The organism is Sphingomonas sp. Leaf343 (assembly GCF_001423765.1).
Taxonomy (GTDB): Bacteria; Pseudomonadota; Alphaproteobacteria; order Sphingomonadales; family Sphingomonadaceae; genus Sphingomonas.
Genome location: NZ_LMPG01000010.1, coordinates 67841 through 85773 on the forward strand (window position 1 = coordinate 67841; position 17933 = coordinate 85773).

Here is a 17933-nt window from a genome sequence, read left to right on the forward strand (position 1 = left end):
GTCCCGATCCGGGAAACGCAGCTTCACCAAGATTGTGGTTTTCATGCAACGGTCGACCCTGTAGGACGACGGTAATGATCGCCACCGCGACGCCGTTCCAGTCCGACGACACGCCCTTGCGGCGGCTTCGGGTGACGCCCGCCGTCGAGATCGCGGTGCTGGTGTTCGCGGTGTCCGTCGCGGTCGCCAGCTATGTCATCCTGTCGGGGTTCGATGCGCCGGAACGGCTGATCCAGCCCCCGCTCGTGGCGCTGCTGCTCGTCGCCAATCTCGTGCCCGGCATCGCCTTGCTGATGCTCCTTGGGCGTCGCATCGCGCTGCGCCGCGCCGCCCGGTCGCCGGTCGGCGGAGAGGGGCGGCTGCACGTCCGGCTGGTCGCGATCTTCTCGGTCATGGCGGCGGTACCGATGCTGCTCGTCACCATCTTTGCGTCGCTGCTGTTCCAGTACGGCGTGCAGTTCTGGTATTCCGATCAGGCGCGGTCGATGATCAACAACGCCACTGACCTGGCGACGACGGCCTATCAGATGAGCCTCGACCGCTGGACGAGTGAGGCGACCGCCATGGCGAACGACCTCTCCGGCACGCTTGCGCAGCTTCCGGTCGACAGCGAGCAGTTCAAGGAATATTTCGGCCGTCAGGTCTATCAACGCAACCTGAACGAAGCCGCGATCTACTACGACGCCCCCAAGGGGGAGGTGCAGACGATCGCGCTGGTCAATCCCTACAGCCGCGACCTGCGTCAAGTGATAGATCGCGCGAAGATCAAGGCGCTGCTCGCCGGCCAGCCGTTCATCGTCACCGACACCGGTCAGCGTATCCAGGTCATCACGCGGATGCCGGACATCGATGGCGCCTATCTCTACGCCGGACGGTTCACGAATCTTCGGTTTATGAACGACCAGTCCAAGCGTGCCCGCGCCGTCCGCGGCGACTATCGCGCGCTGCTGGCCCAGGCGCGCAGCCTCCAGTTGAAGTTCAACGCAGCGCTGCTCGCGATTTCGTTCCTGATCGTCGGCGTCGCGGTCTGGATCGCGCTGAACGTCGCGGACCGGCTGGTGCGGCCGGTCGGCGAACTCGTCGCCGCCGCGCGCCGGGTCGCGGACGGTGACCTCGCCGCTCGCGTGCCCGATCCGCGTAGCCGGGACGAAGTCGGCACGCTGGCGCGCGCGTTCAATCAAATGACCGGTCGGATCGAGGCACAGAACGGCGCGTTGCTGTCCGCGAACGAACAGCTCGACAGCCGGCGCGCACTGATCGAGGCGGTGATGGCGGGCGTGTCCGCCGGCGTCGTTGCCACGGGACCTGATCGCCGCGTCAGCATCGCGAACGCATCGGCCGTCCGACTGCTTGGCCGTCCGGGTGAAGACGGCGTCGTCGGTCAGCCCTTGCTCCATATCGCGCCCGAACTCGATGCGCTGGTCGATGCCGGCGCGCGCGAGGCGGTGGTGCAGGTGGGCGAGGGGGCGGACGCCCGCACGCTGGCGGTCCGCATCGCGCATATCGATCGTGGCCCGATCCTGACCTTCGATGACGTCACGCAGCAACTCGTCGATCAGCGCCGGGCCGCATGGTCCGACGTCGCCCGCCGCATCGCTCACGAGATCAAGAACCCGCTCACGCCGATCCAGCTCGCGGCCGAGCGGCTGCAACGTCGCTACGGCAGCAAGATCGAAAGCGATGACGGCACCTTCGCAAGGCTGACGGAAACGATTGTGCGACAGGTCGGCGACCTGCGCCGGATGGTGGACGAATTCTCGTCCTTCGCTCGCATGCCCAAGCCGGTATTTCGAGAAGAGTCACTGATCGACGCCGCACATGAGGCACTGTTCCTGCACGAGGTCGCTCACCCCAATGTCCGGTTCGCGCTGGTACACGACGACCCGCCGCCGGGCCTGGTCTGCGACCGTCGCCAGATCGGTCAGGCGCTGACGAATGTCGTCAAGAACGCGGTTGAGGCGATTGAGGCGACCGGGCGTGAGGGTGGCGAGGTGACGCTGACGCTGACGCAGGAGGATGACACGGTCATCGTTCGTCTGGCCGACGACGGCATCGGCCTGCCTGCCGCGCGAGAGCGGATAGTCGAGCCCTATATGACCACGCGCGCGCGGGGCACCGGCCTCGGCCTCGCGATCGTCAATAAGATCGTCGAGGAGCATCTCGGCACGATCGATTTCTCCGACCGCGACGGTGGCGGCACGATCGTGACGATGCGCTTCGACGCCGCCGGCCTGTCGCGGCTCGATCAGGGGGCGACCACACCGGAGCCGGCCGGGGAGGGCCAGCTTGCATCGCTGACTTCACACCGAACATGAACAACTGGCGGACATAGCATAATGGCGCTCGACATCCTGGTCGTTGACGATGAAACGGACATCCGCGAACTGGTCGCGGGTGTGTTGGAGGACGAGGGCTACGAAACCCGTGGCGCCGCGCACAGCGATGCCGCGCTGGAGGCGATCGCCGAACGCCGGCCGTCGCTGGTGCTGCTCGACGTCTGGCTTCAGGGGTCGCGGCTTGATGGGCTGGAACTGCTGGACGAGATCAAGCGCCGCGATGCCTCGATCCCGGTTCTTGTCATTTCTGGCCATGGCAGCATCGACACCGCCGTCGCCGCGATCCGCAAGGGCGCGGTCGATTTCATCGAGAAGCCGTTCGAGGCCGAGCGCCTGCTGCTGATGGTCGCGCGTGCGACCGAAACCGAGCGGTTGCGCCGCGAGGTCGCATCGTTGCGCGCCTATGCTGGCCGCGACACCGACCTGACTGGCAACTCGGCCTCGATCAACGGCGTCCGTGCTACGCTGAAGCGCGTCGCTGCGACGGGAAGCCGCGTGCTGATCGTCGGCCCTGCCGGCGTCGGCAAGGAGGTCGCAGCCCGGCTGTTGCACGGCTGGAGCCAGCGGACCGCCGCGCCATTCGTCATAGTATCCGCGGCCAACATGACGCCGGAACGCGTCGAGGAGGAGCTGTTCGGGGTCGAGGAGGGAGGCGATCTCGTGCGGCCCGGTCTGCTCGAACAGGCACATGGCGGCACGTTGTTCCTCGACGAGATCGCCGACATGCCGGTGGCGACACAGGCGCGCATCCTGCGCGTGCTGACCGATCAAAGCTTCACGCGTGTCGGTGGCAGCCGGGTCGTGAAGGTCGACGTCCGCGTCGTCTCCGCCACCTCGCGCAATCTGACCGGGGAGATCGCCGAGGGGCGGTTCCGCGAAGACCTATATTACCGGTTAAACGTCGTCCCCGTGATCCTGCCGCCCCTCGCCGACCGACGGGAGGACATTCCACCGCTGGTCCAACACTTCATCGCGCATTACGCGTCCGAGCGCCGCGTGCCGACACCCGAGATCGCGCCCGATGCGATGGTCGCGCTGCAATCCTATGAATGGCCCGGCAACGTCCGGCAGCTTCGCAATGTCGTGGAGCGGACCGTCATCATGGCGCCCGGTGACAGGATCGGCCGCATCGATCTCGACCTGCTGCCAGCGGAGGTGCTGGGGCAAGGTGTGGCCGGCGGTAGCGGGACGACCGCGATCATGGGCGCGCCCTTGCGCGAGGCACGGGAATCTTTCGAGCGGGAATATCTGCGCGTCCAGATCCGGCGCTTCTCCGGCAATATCTCTCGCACTGCCAGTTTCATCGGCATGGAACGGTCTGCTTTGCACCGGAAGCTGAAATTGCTCGGCATCACGGAAACGCGCGAAGACTGACGCATATGAACGGGTGGATGGTAAAAACACTTTCTCCCGTGGCCGCACCACCTTCACTTCTCGTGGTATCGTCGCCATAACGGTGGAGCCGGACGTCACGTCCGGTTTCCGACGCCGGAAAACGGCGCATCGCGGGGCACCGCTCCGCCAACAAGAAGGGTGCCGCATGGCCGAAAAGCAGACCTCCCTTCAGGACCTGTTCCTGAATGCCCTCCGCCGCTCCAAGACGCCGGTGACGATGTTCCTGGTAAAGGGTGTGAAGCTTCAGGGTATCGTCACCTGGTTCGATAATTTTTCCGTGCTGCTGCGCCGCGACGGCCAGTCGCAGTTGATCTACAAGCACGCGATTTCAACGATCATGCCCGGCGGCACGTTCGACCTCGACCCGATCCTCGACAGCATCGGCGAAGCGCAGCGCAAGTCACCGCTGTTGCAGGAATTGTTCCTGAATGCCGTCCGCAAGTCCGAAGACAGCGTGACGATGTTCCTCATCAACGGCGTCATGTTGCAGGGGCAGATCGCCAGGTTCGACCTGTTCTGCATGTTGCTTCAGCGTGAAGGCATGGTGCAGCTCGTCTACAAGCATGCTGTGTCGACGATCCAGCCGGCGCGTGCGCTGAACCTCGCCGAGGAGCAGGGCGAAGCGGCGGACGATTGAGGACAGCATCGTGAACACAGGGTTCGATCGTGATCGCGACGATGTCGTCCGCGGCGCACGCGCGATCGTCGTGCTGCCCGACCGGGGCGATTCGACGCGCGATGTCGAGGCGCGGCTGGAGGAATGTGCCGGGCTCGCCGCCGCGATCGGGCTGGAGGTGGTTGATCGCGCCGCGTTGCGCGTCCGCACGCCACGTCCTGCGACGCTGATCGGCAGCGGCCAGATGGAGGAGCTGGCGACGCGCGTAACGATGGAGGACGCGGCGCTGGTCGTGTTCGACGCCGCGCTGACGCCCGTGCAGCAACGCAATCTGGAAACCGGCCTGTCCGCCAAGGTCATCGACCGTACCGGACTCATCCTCGAAATCTTCGGCGAGCGCGCCGCGACCGCAGAGGGTCGGCTTCAGGTCGAACTGGCGCATCTTGATTATCAGGCCGGGCGCCTGGTCCGCAGCTGGACTCATTTAGAGCGCCAGCGCGGCGGTTTTGGGTTTCTCGGTGGTCCCGGTGAGACGCAGATCGAGGCCGACCGCCGCATGATCCGCGACCGGATGGCACGGCTGCGGCGCGAACTCGATCAGGTCAGCCGCACGCGGGGGTTGCACCGCGACCGGCGTCAACGCGCACCGTGGCCGGTGATCGCACTCGTCGGCTACACCAATGCGGGCAAGTCGACGCTGTTCAATCGCCTGACCGGCGCACACGTCATGGCCGAAAACCTGCTGTTCGCGACCCTCGATCCCACGCTGCGGCAGATTTCGCTACCCGGCATCGACAAGGCAATCCTGTCCGACACGGTCGGTTTCGTTTCCGATTTGCCGACGCAGCTCGTCGCCGCGTTCAAGGCGACGCTCGAGGAGGTGGTATCGGCCGACCTGCTGATCCACGTGCGGGACATCGCCCACCCCGATACGGAGGCGCAGCGTGCCGATGTCGAGGCGGTCCTGGAGGAGATCGGTGTGACAGCGTCGACGCCCCGGTTCGAAGCGTGGAACAAGCTCGACCTGCTCGACGACGACAGGCGCGCCGACGCGCTGCAACAGGCGGCGCGGCGAAGCGACGTGATGGTTATCTCGGCGTTGACCGGGGAAGGGGTGGACCGGCTGTCCACCGCCGTCGCCGGACGGCTGACCGAAGGACATCATCGCTACACGATCTCGCTCGACAGCACCGACGGGGCGGGGGCTGCGTGGCTGCACGCCAATGGTGAGGTGCTGGCGCAGGCGACGGCGGACGACGCGACGACGTTCGACGTGCGCCTGAGCGAAGAGGATTACGCGCGCTTCAACCGTCGCTTCGCTTGACGGACGCCCAAAGTCGTTCCTTTTGATCCAGCGTCATTGCTGAAAATCCGGCGCCCGCCAGAGCCTCCATGCCCGCGAAGCGTCGCTCGAACTTGGCGTTGGCGTCGCGCAGCGCGGCCTCGGGATCGACGCCGCGATGGCGGGCGTAGTTCACGACGCTGAACAGCAGATCGCCGATCTCTTCGGCGAGTCCGTCCGGGCCGGCGTCATCGACTTCCGCCAGTTCCTCGTCGATCTTCGCGCGCGGTCCAGTGGCATCAGGCCAGTCGAACCCGACCCGCGCCGCGCGCTTCTGCAATTTTTCCGACCGGTTGAGCGCCGGCAGTCCCAGCGTGACGCCCACCAGCGCACCGGCATCGGCAGGCCGCTCGGCGGCCTTCACGGTATCCCAATCCGGCCGTTCGCCTGCGGATCCGAAGATGTGCGGATGCCGACGTTCCATCTTGTCGGCGATCGCCGCCGCGACGTCTTCAAACGCGAACAGACCATCTTCCTCTGCGATTCGGCTCTGGAACACGACCTGCAGCAAAAGGTCACCCAGTTCGTCGCGGACATCCTCGATCGATCCGCGTGCGACAGCATCGGCGACCTCGTAAGCCTCCTCGATCGTGTATGGCGCGATCGTGTCCCAGCGTTGCGCCAGATCCCATTCGCAGCCGCTGTCCCGGTCGCGCAGCCGCGCCATGATCGCGAGGAGGCGATCGAGCGATGAATCACTCATGATATCTCGTCGATAATAACCATTATGTAAAACTAAGTCTTGTTTGGCTGGAGGATCAGGGTGCGACCTTCCACGCGCCACGACACCAGCCGCGACAGGAAGTTCATGCCGATGATGTCCTGATCGCCGAATGCCTCCGACACGACCGCCGCAATGTCGCTGACCGTGACACTACCGACCTTCAGCGACTTTATCGTAACCCTACGCGCAACGACGCGACCATTGGCGGTATCGATCATCACTGGAAACGCGCGCTCGTTCAGGTCCAGCCCGGCGGCCTTCGCGGTTGCGACCGAAAGCGCAATCGTGGTCGCGCCACTGTCCACCAGCATCGGCGCTCGAACGCCGTTGATCGATGCGACCGCGTGGAAATGGCCGTCCTCGGCCATGCCAATCCGTGTTTCGGTGCCCGACACCTCCTGATCGTCGAGAAGCCGGTTCAACGACGGCAGTCTGTCTCGTTGGCTGACCAGCACCAGCCCGATCGCGAAAATCCCTACCCATGCCGCCGCCATCCGTAGCGTTTGCCCCGGTGGCGGCCGCCGGGCGATCAGCGCGGACAGGGGCAGCAGGATCATCAGCCCGTAGAACACCATATCCACGGACCGCTCGCTCACAGGATCAGCCCGTCGTAACCGGGCTCGACCCCGAACGGCAGCTCTGCCGCCAACGTGGCGTAGTCCAGCGTATGATCCATGTGCACCGTCGCCGCCCGGCCCGGCCTCAACTCCGCAATCCACGCGAGCGACTGGGCCACCGTTGGGTGCGTCGGATGCGGCTCATGGCGGAGCGCATCAATGACAAGGACATCCAGATTCTGATACAGCGCTCGCATATCGTCGGTCATTGCACTGAAATCGGTGGCATATCCAATCCGCCTGCCGCCGGCTTCGAAGCACAGCCCCGCACTGGTGATGCGGCCGTGCGGCTGGTCGGCGACCGACACGACAATGCTGCCGATGGTCAGCCGGTCGGGCAGCACCGTCGCCTCTACCGTCGCCGGATAACCGCCCTTGCCCTCGAATACATAGGCGAACCGATCCTTCAGGACCCTCAGCGTCGCCGATCGCGCATGGCCGGGCACCGGCCGGCCAAGAGCATGATACAATTGGCGAAGGTCATCGATCCCGTGGCAGTGGTCGGCATGATCGTGCGTCCAGATTACTGCATCGACCCGGCCTACCTCGACCGCCAGCAACTGCTCGCGCATGTCCGGACTCGTATCGACCAGAATGCGCGTATCGTCATGTTCGACGAGGATCGACGCGCGCGAGCGGCGGTTTCGCGGCTCATCTGGATCGCATGCGCCCCATTCGTTGCCGATCCGCGGCACACCGGACGATGTGCCGGAGCCGAGGATCGTGACCTTCATGCGCGCGTCTTGGCGAACAGGGTGTGGAAATTCTCCGCCGTCCGTTCGGCGAGCGCCACCGGATCGTCGCCACGCAACTTGGCTACGAACGCCAACGTATCGACGACAAACGCCGGCTCGCCGGGTCTTCCCCGATGCGGAACGGGCGCGAGGAACGGCGCGTCGGTTTCAACCAATATCCGCTCCGCGGGCAGGTCGCGCGCCGTCGCCTGTAGATCAATCGCGTTCTTAAAGGTGACGATGCCGGAGATCGAGATGTAGAATCCCAACGCCAGCGCCTTGTCGGCGAAACTTCGACTGGCCGTGAAACAGTGGATGACGCCGGGATAGGCCCCATTCCCCATCTCCTCCGCCAGGATGGCGGCGGTGTCCTCCTCCGCGTCGCGCGTATGGACGATCAGCGGCAGGCCGGTGTCGCGACACGCTGCGATGTGCGCGCGGAAGCTGGCCTGCTGCCGCTCCCGGTCGGAATGATCGTAATGATAGTCGAGGCCTGATTCACCAATGCCGACGATCCGCGGATGCGTGGCGCGCTCGACGAGTTTGGCGGTGTCGACATGCGCGTGCTGGTCCGCCTCGTGCGGGTGGATGCCCACCGTCGCCCAGACGTCGGGCTCGCGCTCCGCGGTGGCGAGCACCGCGTCCCATTCGCTCTCCCGCGTGGCGATGTTGAGCATCGCCGTTACGCCGCGCGCACGGGCACGGGCCAGCACTGCCGGCTGATCCTCGACCAGCCCCTTGTAGTTCAGGTGGCAATGGCTGTCGGCAAGCATCAGGCGACCTCCGCCGGCAGCTCCAGCCGGGGGAAGGCAGGCTTCGGCGCGGCGAGGCGGAAACCGCTGGCCACCTGCGCCGCATACCAGCCGTCGTCGTCGATCGCCGCATGATCGCGCGCATCGGCGCCAAGCAGGTCAAGGATCGTCGCCGCGCCCGTGGGCACCACCGGCAGGATCGCGATCGCCAGCATCCGGATCGCGCGGACCAGCGTACCCAGCACCGCGTGCATCCGTTCCGGATCGGTCTTGCGCAGCGACCACGGCGCCTGCACGTCGATATACTGGTTGCAGGCATAGACGCCGCGCATCCACGCCTCGATCCCCTGGCTCAGCGACAGGTCGCCGAACGCCGCTTTCAGCGCGGCGCAGGCGACGACGACCTCCTCGATCAGGACGGCGTCGGCATCGTCGCGCCGGCCGGCATCGGGAAACGCGCCGTCGAGATTCTTGGCGATGAACGACAAGGTCCGCTGGGCGAGATTGCCGAACGCGTTCGCCAGTTCGGCGTTGACGCGAGTCACGATCGCCTCGGGCGAGTAGGAGCCGTCCTGCCCGAAGCTGACCTCGCGCAGGAAGAAATAGCGGAGCGCATCGATCCCGAACGCGTCGGCCAGTGCCATCGGATCGACGACGTTGCCGACCGATTTCGACATCTTCTCGCCGCGGCTGAGCAGGAAACCGTGCCCGAACACGCTCTTGGGCAGCGGGATCTTCGCCGACATCAGGAACGCCGGCCAGTAGACCGCGTGAAAACGGACGATGTCCTTGCCGATCAGATGCAGGTCCGCCGGCCAGAACCGCGCATTCGATACGCTCGCGTCGGGATAGCCCGTTCCGGTCAGGTAATTGGTCAGCGCATCGACCCACACGTACATGACGTGTCCGGGACTGCCCGGCACCGGCACGCCCCAGTCGAAACTGGTCCGCGATACGGACAGGTCCGACAGGCCGCCCTCGACGAACCGCATGACCTCGTTGCGGCGGCTGTCCGGCCGGATGAAATCCGGTTCGGCCGCATAGAGGTCGAGCAGCGGCTGCTGATACTTCGACAGGCGGAAGAACCACGTCTCCTCGGCCGTCCACTCGACCGGGGTCCCCTGCGGCGACAGGCGATCGTCGCCCTCCCCCGTCAGCTCCTTCTCGTCGTAAAATGCTTCGTCGCGAACCGAGTACCAGCCCTCGTACCGGTCGAGATACAGGTCGCCGGATTCCACCATCGCCTGCCAGATCGCCTGACTGGCGGCATAATGATCCCTGTCCACCGTGCGAATGAACCGATCATACGAGATGTGAAAGCGATCCGCCATACCACTGAAATGCGATGACATTTCATCTGCAAACGCGCGAGTTTCCAGCCCCCGGGCGCGCGCCGCCTGCGCCATCTTCAGCCCGTGCTCGTCGGTGCCGGTCTGGAACAGCACGTCGCGCCCGGCCTGCCGCTGAAAGCGGGCGATGACGTCGGCGGCAACCATCTCGTACGCATGGCCGATATGCGGCCGTCCGTTGGGATAGTGGATCGCGGTGGTAATGTAGAAGGGCTCACCCATAGTCGCCGTCCCTACGGCGCACGCCTCGCACTGGCAATGTCCGAACGATCTTACGGGCGGCCTCTGCAACGACCTGGATCAGTCGGCGTGCAGTCTCGCGAGAATGCACGCCATCTCGAACACGGTACCGCTAGCGTCCAGCGACAGACCGCGTGCGGCTCCGGCCAGTTCGCGCGCGGCGGCATGCGCATCGAGCGCGGTCCTCAGCGGCTCTCCCAAGCGCGCCTTCGCCGCGCAGGCGATGAATGCCGGAACCCGGTCGAGGAACGCTTCGTAGCGGGCCTGCGCCGGCTTGCCCGACAGTTGCTTCGCCAGCGCCGCGCGCTGGCCATTGTCGGGGTCCCCGTCCGCAGCGATAGCGGCGATCGCCTGATCCACCCTGCCGAGATCGAGGCCCGCGAAGCGCAGCCCCCGCCCCGGCGCGCCGTCCGCGGCGGCGACCAGCGCGGCGATCTCCGACTCGTCCGCCTCGGGCAATTGCGCGTGCAGGACCGTCGCAACCTCCCCATCGGCCAACCGCTCGAAGCGCAGCAAGCGGCACCGGGAACGGATCGTCGGCAGCAGCTTGCCGGGTGCATGACTGACCAGCAGGAAGATCGTACCCGCCGGCGGCTCCTCCAGGTTCTTGAGCAAGGCGTTCGCGCCGCTGCGCTCCAGATCGTCGATCGAGTCAATCACGACCACGCGACGGCTGCTCATCGCGGGCGCGGTGGCAAACAGCGGCTGGAGCGTGCGAACCTGCGCGATCGTGATCGACCGCGCGAATTCGGGTTTGTCCGGGTCCTTCTGCAACCGTTCGAGCAGCCGGTAATCGGGGTGCGAACCGGCCGCGAACAGGAACGCCGTACGGTGATCGTCCGGCACGCCGAAGCCCGGTGGCAACGACCGATCGATGGCTTCGGCCAGCATCCGACGCGCTGCCATGCGCGCGAAGCTCGCTTTTCCGACCCCCTCGGGACCGGCGATCAACCAGGCATGATGCAACGCCCCGCTGTCCAGCGCCGCGCGAAATCCCGCCCGCGCCGCCGCGTTGCCGAGGAGTGACGTCACCGCGTCATCCGAAGAACGACGTCAGCCCGTTCCATGCGCGGCGAAAGAAGCCCGCCTCCCCGACATCGGCCGCCGCGACCAGCGGCAGGCGCTGCTCGGGCACGTCCGGCGAGGACACGACGAGATCCGCGATATGCTGGCCCGCCTTGATCGGGGCCTTGATCGGCCCATTATAGACGACGCGGGCCTTCAGTTCGGGAGCCAGACCAGCGGGCAGCGTCACCGTCAGAGCCTTGGGCGCGACGAGGCCGACGGTGGATGCATCGCCCATCTGGACGTCGGCGGTTTCGACCTGCTTGCCCTTGGCCGCGATCGGCTTGGCCTGCCACGCGCGAAAGCCCCAGTCCATCATCCGCACCGATTCCTCGGCCCGCTGTCCGAAGGTGTTGAGTCCGGCCACGACCATCACGAGGCGACGGCCGTTCTGTTCCGCCGATCCGGTGAAGCCGTACCCGGCCTCCTCGGTGTGGCCGGTCTTCAGCCCGTCGGCACCGGCGACGCGGCCCAGCAACGGATCGCGATTGGCCTGCGTGATCTCCGCGCCGCCCATCGTCTTGCCCCAGGTGAAATCCCGGCGCGAATAGAACTGCTTGTAGAGCTGCGGGAAGTTGGTGATCGTCGCGTCGGCCAGCTCGGCAAGGTCATGCGCGGTGACGAAGGTGACGCCGTTGTCGGGCCAGCCGTTCGACGTGCCGAAATGACTGTTCTTGAGGCCGATCTGCCCGGCCATCCGGTTCATCCGCTCCGTGAACGATTGTTCGGAGCCGGAAATATGCTCCGCCAGGACGACACACGCATCGTTCCCCGACAGCGTGACGATCCCGTAGAGCAGGTTGGCGACGCTGACCTGTTCGTTCGCCGACAGGAACATCGTCGATCCGGCCGCCGGGCCGTGCCAGCGCTGCCACGTCTCCGGGCGGACCGTGACCATGTCGTTCAGCTTCAGCTCGCCGCGCTTGATGAGGTCGAACGCGACGTAGACCGTCATCATCTTCGCCATCGATGCGGGCGGCATGCGGCGATCGGCGTCGCGCGCGAACAGCACCGCGCCCGTCGACAGGTCCTTAAGATAGGCGATCGGCGCGGGCGTCTGGAACTGCGGCGCAGCCGCGATCGAGGGTACGGCGAGCGCCGCGAGAGCGAGCGGTGCGGCGAACGGAGCGAGGTAAAGCCTGATCATGTCACGGTCCTTAGCGACGCTTCACGGCGGCGTCAGCCCTCCACAGCATCGGCGAGCAGACCCACCGACAAGGCGTAGAAATTCGAGCAGTTATAATCGAGGATGACACGATAATTGCCGGTCAGCAGGTACGCGGTGGCGCCCTCCCCGTCCGGCTCCATCAGCGTCGCCTGAACATTGTCCGCCGGAAAGGCGCGGCCCTGAGGCAGGATGCCGAGCGCGCGCCACTCCGCCATCGAACGCCAGCCGCTGTGCCGCTGGAACACCCGCGGGCAGCGCGGGCTGACCAATGTGTTGCGGATCGCGCTGCGGTCGAACGTCGACGGCACCGACACCGCTACGCCCCACGGCTGGCCCGGACGCCAGCCCGCATTGGCGAAGTAATTGGCGATGGAGGCCAGCGTATCCGGCTGGCTCGACCAGATATCCGCACGGCCATCGCCATCGCCGTCGCGGGCGAGGCGGAGATAGATCGACGGCAGGAACTGCGGATTGCCCGTCGCCCCGGCCCAGCTGCCCTTCAATTGCGAGCGGGGCACGCCACGATCGATCATCTTCAGCGCGGCGATCAACTCCCCCTCGAACAGGGCTCGGCGACGTCCCTCGTATGCAAGGCTGGCGAGCGAGCGGATCAGGTCGAAATTGCCGGTGTAGCTGCCGTAGTTCGTCTCATGCCCCCAGATCGCGACCATGATCGACTCGGGGACGCCGGTCTGTTGCTCGATGCTCGACAGCCGGGCGCGCTGCGCCTGATAGACGCCCCGCCCACGCCCGATCCGGGCGGCATCGACATGCTGCGCGCGGTATGGCGCGAAGGGCGAGAAGCTGGTGCTTTGCGGGTTGCCGGGCTGACCGCGGTCGAGATCTATGACGCGCGGATTGACCGTCAGACCCATGAATTCGCGATCGACGGTGGCGGCCTGAACCCCTTGTGCGACCGCGCGCACCTTCACCTGCATCAGATATGCGTCGAATGCAGCATCCTGCGCCGCGACGGGCGTGATATTGGCCGCTACGGCGATGACGGCCAGCGCCGCTTTCTGTCCCCACATCCCCTCCTCATCGCGGCCAAAGCCGTTCGCGACAACCCCGATCATCGCCGGGCTTGCACGGACCGGCGCGTCCGCTATCGGGGAGCGCACCGGAGAGATGGCCGAGTGGTTTAAGGCAGCGGTCTTGAAAACCGCCGTAGGTGGAAGCCTACCGTGGGTTCGAATCCCACTCTCTCCGCCACTATTCTCATCGGCAACGAAAAAGGCCGGGCGCTCCGATGAGCACCCGGCCTTTGTTCGCGCAAACCGTGCGGCTTACTTGCGGAGCGTGAGCCCGCCGCCGAAACGCTTGTTGAAGCGTGCGACCTGACCACCCGTGTCGAGCATCGTGCCGCGACCGCCGGTCCATGCCGGGTGCGCCAGCGGATCGATGTCAAGCGTCATCGTGTCGCCCTCCTTGCCCCAAGTGGAGCGGGTTTCGAACACGGTGCCGTCGGTCATGACGACCTTGATCGTGTGATAGTCGGGATGGGTATCGGCCTTCATGGGTCACGCTCCTGATGTGGCTGGTTCCGACCAGCCCGAAGAACAAGGCGAGGCCCTTATCGAGCCGCGCCGTCGATGTCAAAATTTACGCGGAGGTCAGGCCTGCGACGCCTTCGGCGGATCGGCGATCATCGCGGTGAACTGCGCCTCCGCAACGACCTGGCCGTCGATCTTCGCGCGTCCAGCGAACTTGCATACGCTGCCGCGTTTCTGCACGAATTCCGCCTCCAGATGGAGGAGAACGCCCGGCTCCACCGGCTTGCGGAACTTTGCGCCGTCGATCGCCATGAAATAGACGAGCTTGCCCGAACCCGCGAGACCGAGGCTCTCGACCGCGAGAATACCCGCGGCCTGCGCCAGCGCCTCGACGATCAGGACGCCGGGCATGATCGGCCGACCCGGGAAATGCCCTTGGAAGAACTGCTCGTTAATCGTCACCGCCTTGATGGCGACGATCCGCTCGTCCTTCACCAGCTCGGCGACGCGGTCGACGAGCAGCATCGGATAGCGATGCGGCAACGCCGCCATGACGTGCCCGATCTGGAGCGTCGTCATGGCGGTGTCGGCCGGCGCGGACGCCGTGTCGCTCACCGGCCGGTGTTGGCCGGACGGGCGGCCGGCGTCGTCGCGGCGGGCGTAGCTGCGGCCGGGGCCGCGGCACCCTGCTGCTGCTGGCCGGGCTGCCAGTTGGCGGGCGGGTTGATGCCGACCGACGGCACCAGACGGTCCAACTCCGTCGTGATCGCAGCGGTCACGTCGGCAGCAGGCGCGGCGAACAGGGCCGCGTCGGGGCGCACGAGCAGCGATACGTTGCGGGCGCGGACGACGGCCTGAACCGCCTCCGGCAGGCGTCCCGAAATCTGCTCGACCACATAAGCCTGCGCGCGCTGCGCCGGCAGGGTGATACGGCTCAATTCCTGCTGGGCGGCCTGCTCGCGGGTCTGGATCGTCTGCGCCTGCGTCTGGAGTGCGGCCTGATTGGCATTCGGTGCCGCACGGGCGGTATTGAACGCGGTCACGAGCGGCTGAAGCTCGCGGCCGATCGCCTCGCGACGGGCGTTCGCCTGATCGATCTGCGCCTTATAGGTCGTTTCGATCTGCGTCCGGGCGGTGGCCCAGGCGCGCGAGTTGGCGACCGCCTGATCCGGGTTGGCGACGGCGACGGTCTGCGCCGAGGTGGAGTTGGCGACGACAATCGCGGGAACCGCGACCGCAGCGGCGAGCAGCAGCTTCTTGAAGTTGGTCATCAGAACGAAGTCCCTACGTTGAAAGTGATGAGTTTGTCGTCGTCGCCCTTTTGCTTGACGAGGGCTTTGGCGATATCGATACGCAGCGGCCCGAACGGCGAGGTCCAGTTGACACCGAAGCCGACGGAAATACGCGGCTTGGGCGAGTCGCCGAGGAATCGCTCGGAGAAGGGCTGGTTGCGCTGGACGGTGTTGATCGACGTTCCCGTGCAGTTCGTCGCCCCGACGGTCGCCGAATAACCCGTTGGACAGGTCGTCGTCAGACCATTGATCGTCGCGTCGGAACTGACGACGGTGTAATAGGTGTTGCCGGCGGTATCCGTGATCGGATTGCCGATCACCCGCGGCGACCCGTCGGCATTGATGATGGGCTTGCCCGCCGCGTCGGTGACCACCGTATAGTTGGTCGTCAGACTCGGCCGCGTTATCCCAAACAGGCTGCCTGCCTGAACATAGACGGTCGGTCGCAGACCGAGTTCGCGTGCGCCCGCACCCAACGGAATCTCCAGTTCGGCCCGTGCGAGATAATAGGCACGGCCGCCCAGCGCATCGTCCTGAATCTGGCTGCGATCGGTCTGCAATTGCTGCGATCCGTCCGCATTGGTGATGTACGGGATACGCAGGATGCGCGGTCCGACGCCGCGGATGTCGAAACCGCGGAAGTTCGGTTCGCCAAGGTAGAAGCGGTCGATGATCCGCACCTTGTCGATGTTGGGACCGCGGCTCTTCTCCAGCGATCGGATATAGCCGCCCTCGCCCTGCAGCGAGAAGACGAAGCCGGAGCCGAGGCCATAATATTTCGCCGCCTGCGCCGTGGTCTTGATGTACTTCACATCGCCGCCCAGACCGGCGAAATCTTGGCTGAAGGAGAAGCGCGTACCCGCCGTCGGGCGCAGGCCGCTGTTGAGGCTGTTGTAGATCAGCGAATAGCCGACCGACGACGTCCAGCGATTGCCGAGCGAGTCGCAAAGGTACCGTCCCGCCAGCAGCGGATTGCAGCTGCCGTCACTGTTCAGGAAGGAATTGGCCAGTCCGACCTCGTCATATGAAAGCTTGTAGCGACCCGCGAGCTGCCAGTATTCCGTCAGCGGCACGCCGGCACGAAGCTGAAAACCGGTCGACACCTGGCTGAAGGTCGTGTTCCGGTCGCTGCCGATATAGTTGAACTGGTTGAAATCCTGACGAAAGACGTCGAAGCCCACCGCGATATTTTTGTCGAACAGATATGGCTCGGTGAAGCCGGCCTGGATCGACTTCGAATAGGTCGAATAGTTGACGCCGAAGCTGAGCGTCTGGCCCTTGCCGCGGAAGTTGTTCTGCGTGACGTTTGCCTGAACGATGAACCGTTCGAGGCTGGAGAAACCGGCCGAAAGCTGAAGCTCACCCGTCGACTTCTCCTCAACCGGCGCTTCCAGCACAACGCGATCGGGGGCGCTGCCCGGCGTCTGCTTGATCTCGAATTTGTCCTGAAAGAACCCCAGCGAGTTGACGCGGTCCTGCGAACGCTTGACCTGGAATGTGTTGAACGCGTCGCCCTCGCCCAGACGGATTTCGCGACGGATGACCTTGTCCTGCGTCTGCGTGTTGCCGTTGATCTCGATCCTGTCGACATAGGTGCGTTGCGCCTGACCGATATGGAAATTGATCCCCATCGTCAGCGTGTCCTTGTCACGCTGGTACTCGGGATCGACCTGCGTAAACGCATAACCGAACAGGCCCGCCGCCTGGCTGAGGCTGTCGAGTGCGTCCTCGACCAACTTGGCGTTGTACCAGTCGCCCTTCTTGATCGGCAGCGACGCCGCGAGCTTCGTGTTGTCGAAGTCGCGGATTTCGCTGTCGACGGAGACGTCGCCGAACTTGTAGCGGGCGCCCTCCTCGACCACGTAGGTAATGATGAAGTCGCGCTTGTCCGGGGTCAGTTCGGCGACCGCGCTCGTCACGCGGAAGTCGGCATAGCCCTCGGTCAGGTAGAACTGGCGCAGCTTTTGCTGGTCGTAGTTCAGGCGATCCTGATCGTAGGTCGTGTTCGACGACAGCAGGCGAAACCAGCGCGACTGCTTGGTCGCCATCTCGCCGCGCAGCTGGTCGTCGGTGAACTTTTCGTTGCCGAGGATGTTGATCTGGCGGACCTTCGACTTGGCCCCCTCAGCGATCTCGAACACCACGTCGACGCGATTCTGGTCGAGGCTGACCTGCTTCGGCTCGACGATCGCGGCAAAGCGACCCTGCCGGCGATACAGTTCGACGATCCGCGCGACGTCGGCGCGGACCGCGGTGCGCGTGAAGATCTGGCGTGGCGCGAGCTTGATCTCTTTCGTGATCTTGTCGCTTTTGATCGCCTTGTTGCCCTCAAGGATCACCCGGTTGATGATCGGGTTCTCGCGAATGCGCAGGACGATGTCGCCCGTCTCCACGCCGGAGATGGAATAGTCCGCGAACAGGTCCGATGCCGCCAGATCGACCAGCGCCTGATCGAGCGTCGCGGCGGTGTACGGCGCGCCCACCCTCAGCTTCGTATAGGACAGCACCGTGTCCGCTTCGATCCGCTGCGATCCTTCGACGCGCAGGGTGCGGATCGTTCCCGCGGCAGTGGCGGGCACCGTCGCGGCCGGGGTGGCGGGCGGCACCGCCTGACGCGTACCGGCGGGCGGCACCGCCTGACGCGTGCGAGCCTGACCCGCGGGGCGGGCCTGCTGCGCATAGGCGACGCCTGCCAGCATGGAGGTCGCCAGCAGGGATGCGCCGATGCCGGCGACCTTGAAACCGTTATTCTTCACACACCCACCCCGAAAGATACGCCGGCCCCTGCGCGGGTCGCCCTGCCCCAGACT

16 protein-coding genes and 1 tRNA gene are annotated in these 17933 nt (G+C 65.4%); 5 read left to right on the forward strand and 12 right to left on the reverse strand.

The annotated features are described in order from the left end of the window. Positions 1 to 74 precede the first annotated feature (74 nt). From ASG07_RS05590 to hflX, 4 genes are all read left to right on the forward strand, one after another. A complete protein-coding gene (locus tag ASG07_RS05590) occupies positions 75 to 2315 on the forward strand; it encodes a sensor histidine kinase (RefSeq protein ID WP_055843396.1) in 2241 nt (746 codons plus the stop codon). Between the two features lie 21 nt (positions 2316 to 2336). After that, positions 2337 to 3710 carry a nitrogen assimilation response regulator NtrX gene (gene ntrX, locus ASG07_RS05595; protein WP_055843398.1) on the forward strand — a complete coding sequence of 458 codons (1374 nt, stop codon included), beginning with the start codon at positions 2337 to 2339 and terminating at the stop codon, positions 3708 to 3710. An 82-nt stretch (positions 3711 to 3792) separates the two neighbouring features. Further along, positions 3793 to 4368 carry an RNA chaperone Hfq gene (hfq, locus tag ASG07_RS05600; protein WP_269082625.1) on the forward strand — a complete coding sequence of 192 codons (576 nt, stop codon included), beginning with the start codon at positions 3793 to 3795 and terminating at the stop codon, positions 4366 to 4368. A gap of 10 nt (positions 4369 to 4378) precedes the next feature. After that, positions 4379 to 5671, forward strand: a complete 1293-nt coding sequence (gene hflX, locus ASG07_RS05605; protein WP_055843403.1) for a GTPase HflX — start codon at positions 4379 to 4381, stop codon at positions 5669 to 5671. Here hflX and mazG read toward each other — a convergent pair. The 8 genes from mazG to ASG07_RS05645 all read right to left on the reverse strand — a co-directional run bounded on the left by mazG (position 5652) and on the right by ASG07_RS05645 (position 13369). Next, positions 5652 to 6392: a nucleoside triphosphate pyrophosphohydrolase gene (mazG, locus tag ASG07_RS05610; RefSeq protein ID WP_201780967.1), complete on the reverse strand. Its 741-nt coding sequence runs from the start codon at positions 6390 to 6392 to the stop codon at positions 5652 to 5654. The genes hflX and mazG overlap by 20 nt on opposite strands. 32 nt (positions 6393 to 6424) lie before the next feature. Next, positions 6425 to 7009, reverse strand: a complete 585-nt coding sequence (locus ASG07_RS05615; RefSeq protein ID WP_236694572.1) for a retropepsin-like aspartic protease family protein — start codon at positions 7007 to 7009, stop codon at positions 6425 to 6427. Beyond that, positions 7006 to 7764, reverse strand: coding sequence for an MBL fold metallo-hydrolase (locus ASG07_RS05620; protein WP_055843405.1), 759 nt, complete (start codon positions 7762 to 7764; stop codon positions 7006 to 7008). The genes ASG07_RS05615 and ASG07_RS05620 overlap by 4 nt, the downstream gene beginning before the upstream one ends. Continuing rightward, complete coding sequence (locus ASG07_RS05625; RefSeq protein ID WP_055843407.1) at positions 7761 to 8537, reverse strand: TatD family hydrolase; 777 nt, start codon at positions 8535 to 8537, stop codon at positions 7761 to 7763. Before ASG07_RS05625 ends, ASG07_RS05620 begins: the two co-directional genes overlap by 4 nt. Then, the gene (gene metG, locus ASG07_RS05630) at positions 8537 to 10087 is read right to left on the reverse strand and encodes a methionine--tRNA ligase (protein ID WP_055843409.1); all 1551 of its coding nucleotides are present in this window, start codon (positions 10085 to 10087) and stop codon (positions 8537 to 8539) included. Before metG ends, ASG07_RS05625 begins: the two co-directional genes overlap by 1 nt. A 78-nt stretch (positions 10088 to 10165) precedes the next feature. After that, positions 10166 to 11137, reverse strand: coding sequence for an AAA family ATPase (locus tag ASG07_RS05635; protein WP_055843412.1), 972 nt, complete (start codon positions 11135 to 11137; stop codon positions 10166 to 10168). Positions 11138 to 11141: 4 nt separating this feature from the next. Continuing rightward, a complete protein-coding gene (locus tag ASG07_RS05640; protein ID WP_055843414.1) occupies positions 11142 to 12317 on the reverse strand; it encodes a D-alanyl-D-alanine carboxypeptidase family protein in 1176 nt (391 codons plus the stop codon). Positions 12318 to 12349: 32 nt separating this feature from the next. After that, positions 12350 to 13369, reverse strand: a complete 1020-nt coding sequence (locus ASG07_RS05645; RefSeq protein ID WP_055843952.1) for a lytic murein transglycosylase — start codon at positions 13367 to 13369, stop codon at positions 12350 to 12352. 91 nt (positions 13370 to 13460) lie between these two features. Here ASG07_RS05645 and ASG07_RS05650 point away from each other — a divergent pair. Beyond that, positions 13461 to 13550 (forward strand) — tRNA-Ser (locus ASG07_RS05650). Positions 13551 to 13624: 74 nt separating this feature from the next. Here ASG07_RS05650 and rpmE read toward each other — a convergent pair. The 4 genes from rpmE to bamA all read right to left on the reverse strand — a co-directional run bounded on the left by rpmE (position 13625) and on the right by bamA (position 17822). Then, on the reverse strand, positions 13625 to 13855 hold the full coding sequence (gene rpmE / locus ASG07_RS05655; protein ID WP_055843416.1) for a 50S ribosomal protein L31: 231 nt from the start codon (positions 13853 to 13855) through the stop codon (positions 13625 to 13627). A 96-nt stretch (positions 13856 to 13951) separates the two neighbouring features. After that, positions 13952 to 14410, reverse strand: a complete 459-nt coding sequence (gene fabZ / locus ASG07_RS05660; protein WP_055843954.1) for a 3-hydroxyacyl-ACP dehydratase FabZ — start codon at positions 14408 to 14410, stop codon at positions 13952 to 13954. Positions 14411 to 14442: 32 nt separating this feature from the next. Next, positions 14443 to 15102 (reverse strand): OmpH family outer membrane protein, encoded by a 660-nt coding sequence (locus ASG07_RS05665; RefSeq protein ID WP_055843418.1) that lies wholly within the window; start codon positions 15100 to 15102, stop codon positions 14443 to 14445. After that, positions 15102 to 17822 (reverse strand): outer membrane protein assembly factor BamA, encoded by a 2721-nt coding sequence (gene bamA, locus ASG07_RS05670; protein ID WP_082474601.1) that lies wholly within the window; start codon positions 17820 to 17822, stop codon positions 15102 to 15104. Before bamA ends, ASG07_RS05665 begins: the two co-directional genes overlap by 1 nt. Between the last annotated feature and the right edge of the window lie 111 nt (positions 17823 to 17933).